The sequence below is a fragment of the Christiangramia sp. genome (assembly GCF_029937855.1).
Lineage (GTDB): Bacteria > Bacteroidota > Bacteroidia > Flavobacteriales > Flavobacteriaceae > Christiangramia.
On sequence record NZ_JAPYPC010000007.1, the window covers coordinates 12,346 to 27,377 of the forward strand.

At 38.6% G+C, this 15,032-nt stretch carries 13 protein-coding genes and 2 tRNA genes; 9 read left to right on the forward strand and 6 right to left on the reverse strand.

All coding sequences use genetic code 11. The annotated features are described in order from the left end of the window. Positions 1-1,795: T9SS type A sorting domain-containing protein (locus Q1K34_RS05515; RefSeq protein WP_300435590.1), on the forward strand; the 1,795-nt coding region annotated here is incomplete at its 5' end. Between the two features lie 71 nt (positions 1,796-1,866). On the opposite strand, the gene Q1K34_RS05520 is transcribed toward Q1K34_RS05515, so the two are convergent. Continuing rightward, positions 1,867-3,009 carry an acyl-CoA dehydrogenase gene (locus Q1K34_RS05520; protein ID WP_300435593.1) on the reverse strand — a complete coding sequence of 381 codons (1,143 nt, stop codon included), beginning with the start codon at positions 3,007-3,009 and terminating at the stop codon, positions 1,867-1,869. Positions 3,010-3,101: 92 nt separating this feature from the next. On the opposite strand from Q1K34_RS05520, the gene Q1K34_RS05525 reads away from it, so the two are divergent. From Q1K34_RS05525 to Q1K34_RS05560, 8 genes are all read left to right on the forward strand, one after another. After that, positions 3,102-4,166 (forward strand): anhydro-N-acetylmuramic acid kinase, encoded by a 1,065-nt coding sequence (locus Q1K34_RS05525; RefSeq protein WP_300435595.1) that lies wholly within the window; start codon positions 3,102-3,104, stop codon positions 4,164-4,166. Between the two features lie 65 nt (positions 4,167-4,231). Beyond that, entirely contained in the window at positions 4,232-5,458 is a 1,227-nt protein-coding gene (locus Q1K34_RS05530) for a Glu/Leu/Phe/Val dehydrogenase dimerization domain-containing protein (protein ID WP_300435597.1), read from the forward strand. Positions 5,459-5,571: 113 nt separating this feature from the next. Further along, a complete protein-coding gene (locus Q1K34_RS05535) occupies positions 5,572-6,273 on the forward strand; it encodes a MotA/TolQ/ExbB proton channel family protein (RefSeq protein ID WP_300435599.1) in 702 nt (233 codons plus the stop codon). Between the two features lies 1 nt (position 6,274). Further along, a complete protein-coding gene (locus Q1K34_RS05540; protein WP_011710754.1) occupies positions 6,275-6,667 on the forward strand; it encodes a biopolymer transporter ExbD in 393 nt (130 codons plus the stop codon). A 1-nt stretch (position 6,668) separates the two neighbouring features. After that, a complete protein-coding gene (locus tag Q1K34_RS05545; RefSeq protein ID WP_300435605.1) occupies positions 6,669-7,493 on the forward strand; it encodes an energy transducer TonB in 825 nt (274 codons plus the stop codon). Positions 7,494-7,523: 30 nt separating this feature from the next. Beyond that, a complete protein-coding gene (locus Q1K34_RS05550) occupies positions 7,524-8,714 on the forward strand; it encodes a folylpolyglutamate synthase/dihydrofolate synthase family protein (protein ID WP_300435864.1) in 1,191 nt (396 codons plus the stop codon). A gap of 153 nt (positions 8,715-8,867) precedes the next feature. Beyond that, positions 8,868-8,942, forward strand: a tRNA-Val gene (locus Q1K34_RS05555). Between the two features lie 93 nt (positions 8,943-9,035). Next, positions 9,036-9,110: transfer RNA gene (locus Q1K34_RS05560), tRNA-Val, on the forward strand. Between the two features lie 78 nt (positions 9,111-9,188). On the opposite strand, the gene Q1K34_RS05565 is transcribed toward Q1K34_RS05560, so the two are convergent. The 5 genes from Q1K34_RS05565 to Q1K34_RS05585 form a co-directional block, all read right to left on the reverse strand. Next, positions 9,189-9,425, reverse strand: coding sequence for a VF530 family protein (locus Q1K34_RS05565; RefSeq protein WP_300435608.1), 237 nt, complete (start codon positions 9,423-9,425; stop codon positions 9,189-9,191). A gap of 234 nt (positions 9,426-9,659) precedes the next feature. Next, positions 9,660-11,369 (reverse strand): DUF885 domain-containing protein, encoded by a 1,710-nt coding sequence (locus Q1K34_RS05570; protein ID WP_300435611.1) that lies wholly within the window; start codon positions 11,367-11,369, stop codon positions 9,660-9,662. A gap of 195 nt (positions 11,370-11,564) precedes the next feature. Then, positions 11,565-12,569 carry a metal-dependent hydrolase gene (locus Q1K34_RS05575; protein ID WP_300435613.1) on the reverse strand — a complete coding sequence of 335 codons (1,005 nt, stop codon included), beginning with the start codon at positions 12,567-12,569 and terminating at the stop codon, positions 11,565-11,567. Between the two features lie 249 nt (positions 12,570-12,818). Beyond that, complete coding sequence (locus Q1K34_RS05580; RefSeq protein WP_300435615.1) at positions 12,819-14,597, reverse strand: DNA mismatch repair protein MutS; 1,779 nt, start codon at positions 14,595-14,597, stop codon at positions 12,819-12,821. After that, a complete protein-coding gene (locus tag Q1K34_RS05585) occupies positions 14,597-14,956 on the reverse strand; it encodes an MmcQ/YjbR family DNA-binding protein (protein WP_300435617.1) in 360 nt (119 codons plus the stop codon). Before Q1K34_RS05585 ends, Q1K34_RS05580 begins: the two co-directional genes overlap by 1 nt. Positions 14,957-15,032: the final 76 nt, after the last annotated feature.

The following is a 15,032-nucleotide window of genomic DNA, read 5'->3' on the forward strand; positions in this document are numbered from 1 at the left end:
ATATGCCGGAGTAGATGGTAGCGATCGTTTCTGTGAAGGAGACCAGACCAAAAACTCAGTGACCTTATTTTCTTTGTTGACGGATTCTCCTGATGCTGGAGGAAGTTGGACGGAGACCAGTGCGGTGAGCAGTGGCCTGACAGTAGGAACCGGGGAGAATCTTGATTTTACCGGAGTCAGTGTAGGAGTTTATACCTTTAAGTATACGATAAGTCCCGCTGATTCGAATTCGACCTGTCCTGATGATGATGCTACTGTAACCATTACCATAGATAATGATGCGTACGCCGGAGTAGATGGTAGCGATCGTTTCTGTGAAGGAGACCAGACCAAAAACTCAGTGACCTTATTTTCTTTGTTGACGGATTCTCCTGATGCTGGAGGAAGTTGGGCGGAGACCAGTGCGGTGAGCAGTGGTCTGACAGTAGGAACCGGGGAGAACCTTGATTTTACCGGTGTTAGTTCTGGAGTTTATACTTTCAAATATACAGTAGGTCCTGGAGATGATTCATCTACTTGTCCAAGTGATGATTCTATGGTTACCATCACCATTGATACTGTGCCAGCAAAACCAGAAATTGAATTGAAACAAGCAGATTGTTTTGCAGAAACCGGATCCATAAAAATTACTTCTTCAACAGAAGGCCTGGATTTTCTCTTAATTAGGATTGAAGGAGATGCACTTATTATCATAGAAGACTATGAGAATTTGGAGGAAGGTGATTACGAATTAACTGCCGAAAATGAGGCTGGTTGTGTATCTGATGCACTTCAATTCTCAATTGCCGGTCCAAGGGATGTTCCATTGACTCCAATTGCAGATAAAATAGATCCTGATTGTGAAACTTTGCAAGGAACGATTATCATCACTTCAAGAATAATAGGTTTAAGATTTGCTGTGATACCTAGTTCAGAATTTCCAAGTGATATAAGTTTAGTTCCAGATTCAAATTTTATGGAATATGTTGACGGTGGATTTACTGGTTACGGTCCAGGTGATTATACGGTTGCGGCAAAAAGTTTAGATGGTTGCCTTTCCGGAATTACTACCGTCAATTTAATAGAACCAATCTGTGAAGAATTCGAAGGCTGTACTTTAGGTTACTGGAAAAATCATACAGATAGATGGGCTTGTTATTCTACGTGTACCTTATATTCTGATGTTTTTGGAATTGGAGAAGATCATTATGTGCCTGAAGAATTACAAGGGAAAACCTTATTGGAAGTACTCAATTTAGGTGGCGGAGGAGTTTATAATTTAGGTAGACAATCTGTGGCAGCGCTACTAAATATTTGTAACGGGGGAGTTGATTATGAGATTCCAAGTGAAGCAGGTTTAGTATTATACGTACAGGATAATTTTGACAACGCTGGTTCTGCTGGAAGCTACTTAGACGAGCTAAACAATGCCGGTTGTAACTTGAATGGATCTAAAGCCACGTCAGAACCATTCCCTGTTGAAGAATGTGGTGCACCAGTGGAAGCAGATTCAGGGAAAGGAAAGCCAGATAAAACCAGTACAACTGCCGGTAGTTTTAATGCGTCTCCCGTACCATTCAATGATAGGATAACTATCCAATATGACTTTGAGTACAATTCGAACAAAATAGAAATTCAGGTGTATGATTTCAATGGCAGACTCCTTAGAACTTATCACGATAAAAAAGTGGCTAAAGGAGATACTAAAGAGCTGAATATTGATTTCGCTATGAAAGCAAATCAGGTCTATATATTAAGGATTGTTACAGATAGGGAAGTGATTTCCAAAACTGTAATCTCATCTTCCAGGAAATAAGTTTATATTTTAATTTAAAAGAAAGAGCAGCCGTTTGGCTGCTCTTTTACTTTATACAAATTCTAAAAAAATTAATCTTTAAGGATACTTCTTGAAATAACGATTTTCTGAATTTCCGAAGTCCCTTCATAAATTTGAGTGATCTTGGCATCACGCATCAGTCTTTCCACATGGTATTCCTTTACATATCCATTACCTCCATGCACCTGAACGGCTTCAACTGTCACATCCATGGCAGTTTTAGAAGCATATAGCTTCGCCATAGCCCCGGAAAGATCATAATTTTGCCCCTGATCTTTGTCCCAGGCAGCTTTCATAACCATATGTCTCGAAGCTTCAATAGAGGTACGCATATCTGCCAGTTTAAAGGCGATCGCCTGATGATTGCAAATTTCTGTGCCAAAAGCCTTTCGTTGTTTAGAGTAATCTTTAGCAAGTTCGTACGCCCCGGAAGCAATTCCTAAAGCTTGTGCAGCAATTCCAATTCTTCCCCCGGAAAGGGTTTTCATAGCAAATTTGAAACCGAAGCCATCTTCCCCAATTCTATTCTCCTTAGGTACTTTTACATCATTAAAATTCAACGAATGTGTATCGCTTCCTCTAATTCCTAATTTTTGTTCCTTAGGGCCTATTTCAAAACCTTCCCAGTCTTTTTCAATAATAAATGCATTAATTCCTTTATGTTTTTTCTCCTTATCGGTTTGAGCAATAACTAAATAATAGTCAGCAGAGCTACCATTGGTGATCCAGTTTTTAGTTCCGTTAAGTATATAATGGTCTCCTTTGTCTATTGCTGTAGTTCTTTGGGAAGTGGCATCACTTCCGGCCTCTGGTTCAGAAAGACAAAAAGCGCCCAGTTTTTCACCGGTAGTTAGTTTAGAAAGATATTTCTTCTTCTGTTCTTCGTTACCGAAAGTATCCAGACCCCAACATACCAGAGAATTATTCACTGAAACCATTACTGAAGCTGAAGCATCTATTTTGGAAAGTTCCTCCATCGCCAACACATATGAAATCGTATCCATTCCGCCGCCGCCGTATTCAGGTGAAGCCATCATTCCTAAAAACCCGAGTTCCCCCATTTTCTTAACAAGTTCTCTAGGGAATTCCTGCTTTTCATCTCTTTCGATTACGCCCGGTAATAATTCTGTTTTTGCAAAATCACGAGCGGCATCGCGAATCATTATATGTTCTTCGGTAAGTTTAAAATCCATATGAAAAAAAATTTGTAAAAAACTGATTTTTGCAGGCCAAAGATAGCTTTTTGATATCGCTTTTTCAATTGATATTAAGTATTTTTACGAATATGGAAAAAACAGAATATAGATTGATTGGACTAATGTCTGGAACTTCTCTTGACGGAATTGATCTGGTTTTTACTGAGATAAGTTTTAACTCGAAACCTGAATTTTCTATAATCGCTTCTGAAACATTTCCCTATTCCTTAGATTGGAAAAACAGGTTATCTACTGCGGTAAATTTAGATCCCGCACAACTAAATAAACTCGATGAAGAATATACGGCTTACCTGACCAAAGTAATAAACAGGTTTATTCAGAAGAATGAAATAGATCTTCTCGATGCTGTTTGTAGTCATGGTCATACCGTGAAACACAGGCCAAAGCAGGGCGTGACTTTTCAAATTGGGAATATGCCGCAATTGGCTAAATTGATAAATGTTCCTGTAGTTTGTGATTTTCGGGTGCAGGATGTGGAATTAGGCGGCCAGGGAGCACCTCTGGTCCCTATTGGAGATCGCTTGTTTTTTAATAAGTTTAAATACTGCATCAATCTTGGTGGATTTGCAAATATTTCCACGGAAAAGGATTCCCGCCGTATCGCCTACGATATTTGTCCTGTAAATACTGTTCTGAATTATTTTATGCGAAAACTGCATCAGGATTATGACGAAGACGGTAAACTTTCCAAAACCGGAAATCTGGATGCTACTTTATTAGAAAAACTTAATTCGCTGCATTATTATAAAAAGCATCCGCCGAAATCTTTAGGTATAGAATGGGTAAATTCAGAAGTAATTCCCTTAATCGAAAAAAACCAAAAAAATATTCCTTCCATTCTTAAAACTTTCACTGTTCATGCCGCAACTCAAATTGCAAATTCTCTGGATAACGATCCAAACACGAAGGTTTTAATGACGGGAGGAGGAACCTTTAATAAATTTTTGATTGACGAAATTAAATCAAAATCGAAATGTGATTTTGAAATTCCTGATAAGCAATTAATCGACTTTAAAGAAGCTTTGATTTTTGCACTCCTTGGTGTATTAAAATTAAGGGGCGAAGTAAATGTACTGAGTTCCGTAACCGGCGCTAAAATAGATCATTCTTCCGGTCGTATTTATGAACCCTGAAAATTTTGCCAATTTCGGAAGGGAGCCTGCTTTGTTTTTTATATTTGCTGCAAAATATTTCAAAAATGAAAGAATTACTCAAAGTATACGAAAATAAAGAGCCTGAAATTGTTTTTAACTGGAAAGATTCTGAAACCGAAGCCGAAGGCTGGACCGTGATCAATTCACTTCGTGGTGGAGCTGCCGGTGGTGGTACCAGGATGAGAAAAGGACTGGATCAAAACGAAGTTCTTTCCCTCGCAAAGACAATGGAAGTGAAATTTACGGTTTCGGGGCCTCCCATTGGCGGCGCAAAATCTGGAATAAATTTTGACCCAGCAGATCCTCGGAAAAAAGGGGTTTTAGAACGTTGGTATAAAGCAGTTTCACCTCTTTTAAAAAGTTACTACGGGACAGGTGGCGATTTAAATGTTGATGAGATAAACGAGGTGATTCCAATTACTGAAGATTGTGGGGTATGGCATCCGCAGGAAGGTGTTTTTAACGGGCATTTTCAACCCACTGAGGCTGATAAGATCAATAGAATTGGCCAGCTAAGACAGGGCGTTATAAAAGTGTTGGAAAACACTAATTTCTCTCCGGATGTAAGTAGAAAATATACCGTAGCAGATATGATCACCGGGTATGGTGTGGCTGAAGCGGTACACCATTATTATACGATTTATGGAGGAGATATAAAAGGTAAAAGGGCCATTGTGCAGGGATTTGGAAATGTAGGCTCCGCTGCCGCATATTATCTATCCCAAATGGGTGCTAAAATAGTTGGGATCATAGATCGTGCCGGCGGACTTATAAATGAAGAAGGTTTCAGTTTTGAAGAGATCAATCAAATGTTCCTGGATAAAGATGGAAATGCTTTAAAACATAAAGATGTGGTGCCGTTTGAGGAAATCAACGAGAAAGTATGGAAGCTGGATGCTGAAATATTTGCTCCATGTGCCGCATCCCGCTTAATTTCTAAAGATCAAATTACAAATCTTATAGACCGTAAACTGGAAGTGATCTCTTGCGGAGCCAATGTTCCTTTTGCAGATAAGGAAATTTTCTTCGGACCTATTATGGAATATACCGATGAAAGAGTAAGCCTTATTCCAGATTTCATCTCAAATTGCGGGATGGCGCGTGTTTTTGCCTATTTTATGGAAAGAAGAGTTCAAATGACTGATGAAGCCATTTTTAATGATACCTCTATGACCATCAAAAATGCTATTCAGAATACCTTTGATAATAATAGTAGCAAAACCAATATTAGCAAAACCGCTTTTGAAGTTGCTCTAAAACAACTTGTTTAAAAGTTTGTGTAAATATTTTAAAGCTTTGAGTAAATACGCATTGCTGATTAATTAAATTTGGTTTACAATTAAAATCATATTAGCACGTTACATTAAAAAACCCATTTATACATATGCTTAATTTCATTCAGCAGGACGAGGTGGTAGATGCAGCTCAGGCAGCAGACCCGGTCGTAGAAGAGAAGACCTTATCCTTATTCGACCTCATGTTCAGCGGTGGTCTTGGCGGCCAGATCATTATTATTATTCTTTTCGTTTTATTATTTGCAGCGGTTTATATTTATTTTGAGAGGCTTTTTGCTGTAAAAGCAGCCAGTAGGGTAGATAAAAACTTTATGCTCCAGATTAAGGATAGTGTTCAAACAGGGAATATCGAGTCGGCCAAGATAAGATGTGCTCAAAGCGATTCTCCTGTGGCAAGATTAACCGAAAAAGGAATTTCCAGAATTGGTAGTCCTTTGGAAGATATAAATACCGCCATTGAAAATGCAGGTAGGCTTGAAGTTTATAAGCTGGAAAAAAATGTGAGTATCCTTGCAACTATTGCTGGGGCAGCTCCAATGATTGGATTCCTGGGCACTGTAATTGGTATGGTGCTTGCTTTTCATGAACTGGCCACAAGTAGCGGGCAGGCGCAAATGGGAGCTCTGGCTGAAGGTATTTATACCGCGATGACCACTACTGTTGCTGGTTTAATTGTTGGTATTATCGCCTATATAGGTTATAATCACCTGGTGGTTAAAACAGATAAAGTAGTTCACCAGATGGAAGCTACTGCGGTAGATTTCCTAGACCTTTTAAACGAACCTGCTTAATATGAATTTAAGAGGAAGAAATAAAATAAGTCCGGAGTTTAGCATGAGCTCGATGACAGATGTAGTTTTTCTACTGCTCATCTTCTTCATGCTAACCTCTCCGGTAATTACTCCTGAAGCGCTGGATCTAATCCTTCCGAAGGCCAAAGGTAAAACTACTAATAAGCAAACGCTTTCGGTTAGCATAACCAAAGATCTTCAGGTATATATTAACAGTGAAAGGATTAGTAATAGTGCGTTGGAATCTACCTTGAAGAGTAAATTGGCAGGAGAGGAGAATCCAACCATTATCTTAAGAGCCGAGGAAGGAGTGCCTATTGAAAAAGCGGTAAACGTGATGGATATCGCCAATAGGAATAGTTATAAAATAGTTTTAGCGGTAAAACCTGAATAGAATGTCGATGCTGGAAACCAAACATGAGAAGAAATCATTTACCATTACTGTAGTATTACATGTATTGCTAATTCTTCTTTTGATATTTTTCGGCCTTACCTATTTAGATCCACCGCCAGAAAACGGAATAGCAATTAATTTTGGAACTTCTGAAGTAGGTTCAGGAAACGACCAACCTACAGAACCTGTAAAATCAGCACCAAAGCAATCCACAGCACAACCTGTTAAATCTGAACCGGTAATAGAAAAAGAGGTGGTGACCCAAGATATTGAAGAAGCTCCGGTAATAGAAAAAAAGAAAAAAGAGCCCACTCCTGTAAAAAGTAAACAACCGGAACCTCCAAAAGAGGATCCTAAACCTGTAAAAAAACCGGAACCAAAGCCAGATAAATCTACCAATGATGCTTTGAGCAGTATATTAAACGGACCGGAAAGAGACGGTAAGGCCACCGGTGGAGAAGGGAATGATAATGTTGCCGGAGACAAAGGAAGCCCAGATGGGGATCCTAATGCCAGTTCTTATTACGGACAGGGCGCCGGTCTGGATGGAGATGGGAATTACCGACTGGGAGGAAGAAAGGCTTTAAATAAAGAGAAGTTTGTGCAGGATTGTAATGAATCCGGTATCGTGGTGGTAAAAATAGTGGTAGATCAATCAGGCCGGGTAGTGAGTGCGCAGCCTGGAATGAAGGGAACTACGAATAGTGCGACCTGTTTAACCGCTCCTGCGAAAAGAGCTGCATTGGCTACAAGGTTCAACAGTGATTCCAATGCACCCTCCCAACAGGTTGGAACCATTATTTACAATTTTAAACTTACCGAATAGTTGAAAACCTATCATGACACTGTTGAGTGGATGTTTCAGCAGTTACCTATGTTTCAAAGAATAGGAAAACAGGCATTTAAAAAAGATCTTACTAACACACTTAAACTGGCGAAACATCTCGATCATCCGGAAAATAAATTCAGAAGTATTCATGTAGCAGGGACTAATGGAAAGGGTTCGGTAAGCCATATGCTGGCATCGGTTTTTCAATCTGCGGGTTATAAGACGGGTTTATATACTTCGCCGCATTTAAAAGATTTTCGGGAACGTATTCGTATAAACGGAAAGCTGATTTCACAGAAGGCAGTGATTCAGTTTATTGAAGAAAATCAAGAATTCCTGGAGGGAAATAAGCTTAGTTTTTTTGAAATGACGGTAGGTATGGCCTTCGATTATTTCGCTGAACAAAAAGTTGATATTGCCATTATTGAGACCGGAATGGGAGGAAGGCTTGATTCTACAAATATTATCACACCAGAATTAGCAGTGATTACTAATATAGGTTTGGATCACACAGCATTTCTGGGAAATAGTCTGGCTGAAATTGCAGGAGAAAAAGCGGGTATCATAAAAGAAAAGACTCCGGTGGTTATTGGTGAAAAGCATAACGAAACTGAGTCGGTATTTAGAAAAACTGCAGAAAATCTCAGTTCCGGTATTTTCTTTGCTGAAGATTATAAATTTCCGAAATACTACACAGATCTTAAAGGTGACTATCAAAAGAAGAATTTAAAAACCCTATTGACATCCATTAGTATATTAAAGGACAACGGATGGAAAGTTTCAGAAGAAGCTATTACGAATGGCTTAAGTAATGTAAAACTCCATACGGGCCTCCAGGGACGCTGGGATGTGATTGGGGAAAAACCAAGAGTGATCTGTGATACCGCTCATAATGCCGAAGGTCTAAAGCTGGTAATGAAACAACTCCAGAAGGAAAAATTCCAGCAATTGCACTTTGTTCTGGGAGTTGTAAACGATAAAGATCTTACCAAAATATTGCCTTTATTCCCACAGCAGGCTTCCTATTATTTTGCGAAGCCCGAGGTTCCTCGAGGTCTTGATGCCAAAACCCTTAAAGATGAAGCTTTTAAATTTGATTTGGAAGGCCATGTATTTGAATCTGTTTATTTAGCGTTCCTGGCGGCAAAAGAAGCAGCTTTAGATGAAGATATTATCTTTGTTGGTGGCAGTAATTTTACAGTGGCTGAGGTTATTTAGAAGTTCTCATTTTTCACAGGTTTAGAGTAAAAAATTGATCTTTAATAATTTAGTGGTAAGGACAAAAGTCAGCAGAAAAATAATTATATTTTTTTATAAAATTGTTTTGTGTAATTGAAAATGTAGTCTATATTTGCATCCGCAATCACGCAAGGGCGCGTAGCTCAGTTGGTTCAGAGCACTTGGTTTACACCCAAGGGGTCAGGGGTTCGAATCCCTTCGCGCCCACATCACTTGAAAAGGCTTCCAGAAATGGAAGCCTTTTTGTTTATTAGCTATAGATATTATAAAAACTCTTTTTGATATATTAGCAGCCAATTAGGGTGATTAGCTCAGTTGGTTCAGAGCACTACCTTGACAGGGTAGGGGTCACTGGTTCGAATCCAGTATCACTCACTAGAAAAATTACTTTGGTGATTTTTTAAAAAAGCCTTCTAAATCGCTATATGTCAGAAATGACTTTGTGAGATATGATTATTCAAAATCAGTCTTTATATAAAGCTGTTCTACCTTTTCTCTAGCCCAGGGAGTTCTGCGTAAGAATTTAAGACTGGATTTTATAGTTGGATTATTTTTAAAACAATTGATGTTAATCCTTTCGGCCAGACCATCCCAGCCATAATAGGAATGCAGTTTTTCTACTATGGTTGCCAATTTTACTCCGTGTAAAGGATTGTTTGGTTGTTGATTGGAATTATTTTGTTCACTCATTTTATTCGTCTTGTCATCCAAACATAGTGAAGGGATCGCAGTTTTGGATACAATTTGTAAAATTTCAATTTTCTTTGTTACGGAAATTCTTAAAATTATAAGGCTATCCTTTATAATTTACAGGCAGCATTTTAAATATCTTCTAAATTTATTCTATGTTACTGAAAGCTGAATTTGGCGCAAAGATAGTTGAAGGTCTAAGTTGATTCAGCCGGAATCATTAGGAATATTTTTCTAAGATGTTGAATGTATGTAATTCATCACCCTTTGCTCTAGAATCGGCAAAGTGACCACACCTTCTTCTAAAATCACCTCATGGAATTTCCTGATATCGAAATCTGGTCCAAGCGCTTCTTCAGCTTTTTTTCTAAGCTCCCTTATTTTTAATTCCCCGATTTTATAGGAAACTGCCTGTCCCGGCCAGGAAATATATCGGTCTACCTCGGTATTGATCTCATGTATGGAGAGTGCCGTGTTTTTTTTCATAAAATCTACGGCCTGATCTCTGGTCCATCCTTTAGCATGAATTCCGGTATCTACCACCAATCGGCAGGCACGCCATTGCTCATAAGTCAGTTTTCCAAAAATTTCGTAGGGATTGCGATAAATGCCCATTTCTTCTGCTAAAAATTCTGAATATAATCCCCAGCCTTCACCAAATGCAGAGATGTAGAAATTTCTTCTGAATCTTGGAAAATCCTCACCAAGTTCATTGTTTAAAGAAATCTGTAAATGGTGTCCCGGAACTGCTTCGTGTGCAGTAAGGGATGGTAAGACGTATTTAGGCCTGCTTGGCAGGTCATAGGTATTTACCCAGTAATATCCCGGCTGAGTTTCATTAGAGGCGCCAATATATCTTCCGGTGGTATATTTTGGTGCAATAGCGGCAGGAACTTCAGCCACTCCGTAAGGTTTTCTCGGAAGTTTTGTAAAGTAGGCCGGTAACTTAGCGTCGATCCTTTTGGCAATATCCCTGGCGAACATTAATAGTTCTTCCGGTGTTTCTGCATAAAATTGTTCATCTGTTCTAAGAAATTTAAAGAATTCTGAAAATGTACCTTCATAGCCGGTTTGGGCCATTACCTTTTTCATTTCTTTATTGATGCGCTCAACTTCAGATAAACCAATGTTGTGAACTTCATCAGCGCTGAGGTCCAAAGTGGTATAATATTCCAGCAAATAATCATAATGTTCCCTGCCTTTCGGAGTTTCCGAAACTCCCAGGTTTTTTCTGGTCTTTGGAAAATATTCTGTTTCAAAGAATGTCTTGATCCGCTTGAATTCAGGAATTACATTCCGGGTAATTGCATTTTCCGCAGCATTTAAAACCGAATCTTTTTGTTTTTGAGATAAGGTGGAAGGAAGATTTTCAAAGGGTTTATAGAAATAACTTTCCTTGTAATTAGTTACGATCTGACTGTCATAGGTATTTTCATAACCTTCAAAAATAACTAAAGGCTGAGTGATTCCTTTTTTCAGTCCTTTTCTCAATAATTTAAAATGCTGGTCTACATACGCTGGCACGGCATTCAATTTATTGAGATAGGCCTTTACCTGATCATAATCGTTAAGATCTCTTATGTGATAATTCAGACTTAAATGAAAGCCGGCATCAGAAAGCAACGGATTCAAATATTCCTTGAATTCATAGGTTTTCACCGTGTTTCTAAGGTCGTATTTCAGTAATTCTGCTGATATTTTTTGAGTTTCTGAAAGTTTGTTCAGTTCAAGATCCTCTAAATCTTCCAGCAGGTATTTAGCAAAATCAGCCTGCTTTTTATAATGCTCTTCAGAATAAAGTCCAAGGGGATAATCGGAGCGTTTATAAGGTTCATATTCCTGAAATTTCGTGATGATCTTTTCAAGCGCAATAGAGTCTTTTTGGGAATAGACAGTACCAGAAAGAAGTATAAATATTAGAAGAAGGGGCGGGAATAATCTCATACATATAATTTTTGCTAAATATAATAAATGTAAATACCTTGAATCGTGAAAATTGTAAATTCGTCATCCTGAATTTACCTGAACTCCGTCGAATTTTGGATTTAGGATCTCCATTTTAATCGAAAAAAATAGAAAGAAATTCTGAATCAAGTTCAGAATGAAGGGTTTCCTGTTCAATATTATAGAACTGAGTTACTAATTACCGAGAATGCGTGCCCAAAGTCTGGGGAGAAGATTTTTGGCATCGGTCATCTCTTTTTCGGTTTCCGTAGCGGTTAACTCACCATGTTCTTTTGCTAATTTATAGCTGAAAATAAATTCGGAATCCGGATCTTCAATATCCAGATTTCCAAACCTGAGATCATTGAAATACAGCTGATCATTTTCTCCGGAAAAAGTATACCAGCCTTCACTTATCTGAATAAGCCGATTAAGATTAGGATTATTTTTCAAGTCTGCGGCCAGATCATAATTCTTAGGAACTCTATAAAATTCGATTGGCTGGGTATCAAAAATTGAATAGTTGCCAATTAAAAAAGCATCTTCGGTTTCGATATTTGCCGTCCATAAGATGGAATTCAATGGAGTTGGTCTGGTGTCCATTCGTTCATAGGAAATATTTTGCTTCTCTAAGGCATTTTTAAATTCCTGAAAAGTATAGAATTTCAAGCCTGATGTAATGAGCAGTAAATAAACGCTGCTAACAATGAGACCGATGGTATTGTATTTTTTACGTTTAGGATCGGTTCTTTTTCTCCTCATTGCCAGGATAAGAAAGACTAGAAACGGCAACGTGTACAGGGGATCTATGACAAAAATGTTTTTGTAAGCGAGCCTTAAATCAAATGGCCAGAATAACTGTGTTCCCCAAGTGGTATGGGCATCAAGTAGGGGATGCGTAAAGAGCCCCCAGAACATCAGCCAGGACCAGTTTTTCCAGGTGGCTTCCGATTTTGACTCGATTTTTGAAATTATCCAGCCAAAAATAGGTGCGAAGGCAACCGCGAAAACAATGGAATGCGAAAAGCCCCTATGAATTTCTATGGCGGTGATAGTATCGAAAAAGTTGCCAACGAAAGTATCCAAATCTGGAATGGTGCCCGCAATAGCGCCGTAAAGCATGGCTTTGTTACCGACTTTCTTTCCTAAAACGGCTTCGCCTACGGCTGCTCCTAATACGATTTGGGTTAATGAATCCATAAGGCAAATATAGGGGGCTAATATTTATTTTGAGAGAGACCCTGAATCAAGTTCAGGGTGACGTCTTGGGTATGAGAAAATATAAAACAACTCGTCATGCTGAACTTGATTCAGCATCTCATAATCTGGCATTGTGATGCATTGTCATGCTGAGCGAAGTCGAAGCATACCTATTGAATATCACATTTCGACTTCGCTCCATGTGACAGGTTTGTCGCCATACTGAACTCGTTTCAGCATCTCCCCAATTTATTCCTCCACAATTTTCATCTTCCGAAGTAAAAAGGAAGCGTTCATATTCTGGCAGATACCATCTTTCAAATGATAGTCGAAATGAAGTTCATCGTTCACGATCTCCGCATCAAAATAGAAGTTTTTAACCTCATCCAGTTCTTTACTAATCTCACATAAACTGAGGTCGTGCGTGGCAATAATCCCGGTAGAATTGGTGCCAACCAGACGTTGAACAAATTTTCTGGAGCCGATAGCTTTGTCTGTGCTATTCGTGCCTTTTAATATTTCATCCAGAATGATAAAGTAATTTTCGTTCTGAATTTTATCAACTATAAATTTTAATCTTTTCAATTCTGAAAAGAAGTATGATTCATCATCACCCAAAGAATCATTGGTGCGCATACTGCTGATAAGCTTCGTGGGCGAATAACTACAGGAATCCGCACAAACCGGAAGTCCGATATTGGCCATTACTATCTGCAAAGCAACCGTACGCAGAAAAGTGCTTTTTCCCGCCATATTTGCACCGGTAATGATAAAGAACTGCTCCCCGTCGATCTTAAAATCATTATTGATACGCTTGTTTGGATCCAGCAATGGGTGTCCCAGATTCTTAGCAGTAATTCCTTTCCCTTTTTCTAATATTTCTGGAAATTGATAATGAGAATGGTTAAAAGCGAAATTTCCAAGACTGTTGTAAGCATCGGTTCTTTCAACTGCTTCGAACCAGTTTTCAACAGCAGCGTGGTGCTTCTCGATCCATTTCTCAAGTCGGTAACTTTGTCTTAGGTCCCACAGCAGAAATCCATTACCAAAAATTCCAAATAATAAGTTGTTTCGCTGGTCTAATGCATCAATCGCTTTAGAAAATTCTTTTAGAATTTCTGAAGCTTTTTTAGATTCGGAAATAATTGAATTCTTTACTTCTTTCATTAATTCCGATTCAAATTCTTCGGCTTCCAGAAATGACAATAATTGGTGATATTGCTGAAAGGTATCCTGTACTTTACTCACCGTACCTGACAGTTCATTGATCTTTTTCAGGAAAACTCCTGTAATTAATACTCCAATTATTAACCACAATAATACCTGGAAACCTCCAATAATGTCGAAATAGTATAGCGTGAGAACAGCTATTGATAAGACGGAAAAAACTGCCGGCAGCCATTTTATATAGTTGGGCACGAAACTTTTATAATTTCGTATCCAGTTAAGGATGAATTTAGAGTTCGTTTCTGTCTTCACCAATGTTGCCGTTGCAGAATAATTTTGCCTCCAGTCGGCTTTCGAGGCAAGTTCTTTTACCGCTTCCTGTTTTTTGAGGATGTTTACCGTAGTATTTGCCAAAAGGATCTTTGCCAACCTGGCTTTACCTTCCTTGAGCGCAGTTCTGTTTAGAAACTGGAAAAAAGATTTTCGGCCGAACAGGTCAATATCTCTGCTGAATTCATGATCTGCAGGTTCAAATTTTACCCCATCAGCCAGATCAGAAAAATCTCTGGTCTTCAGGATTCTTAATTCAAGTTTATTGATTTTTATCAGGGCTTCTAACTTATCCTTCTCTTTTTTAAGATCACTGTGTCTCGAAACCAGAAATAAGAAAATACCTATTAATACCATGGCAACCGGCAGAATGATATTGATGTTCCCGTAGAAAAAATATACGGTGGCGCAAATGGCAAAAAAGACACTTAATCTCAAACTGCTTGAGAGCACTAACTTTTTTGAGATCTGGTTCTTTGATTCATTGTATTTCGCTTGTCGCGAGGTGTAAAATTCTTCCGCTTTTGTCATTATAAATCTTCAAGTTCCTTTTTCAGCTTTGCTGTAAGTTTTTTTGCTACGAGTTCGTAAGAATGGTCGACCAATTTAAAAACCAGTTTTGGATCCAGGCGACCATCTAAAACAAGGGTGTTCCAATGTTGTTTATTCATGTGATAGCCCGGCAAAATATTTTCTTCATATTCTTCTCTAAGCTCAATTGCTCTTTCGGGATCGCATTTCAGATTCGCTCTTAATGGAACTTCGTCCAGGGAAATGATGGAAAACATTTTACCCATTACTTTCAGCACAAGATTATCAGGGCCAAAGGGAAGTCCTTCCGTAACGCCTTTTTTCTTTAGGCAATAATTTCTGAAAGTGTCGATGTTCATAAGTCCTTGCTTCAAAGAGATTTCTCACTTTGTTCGAAATGACATTATTTTTGTCATTCCGATTCCCATGAAATCG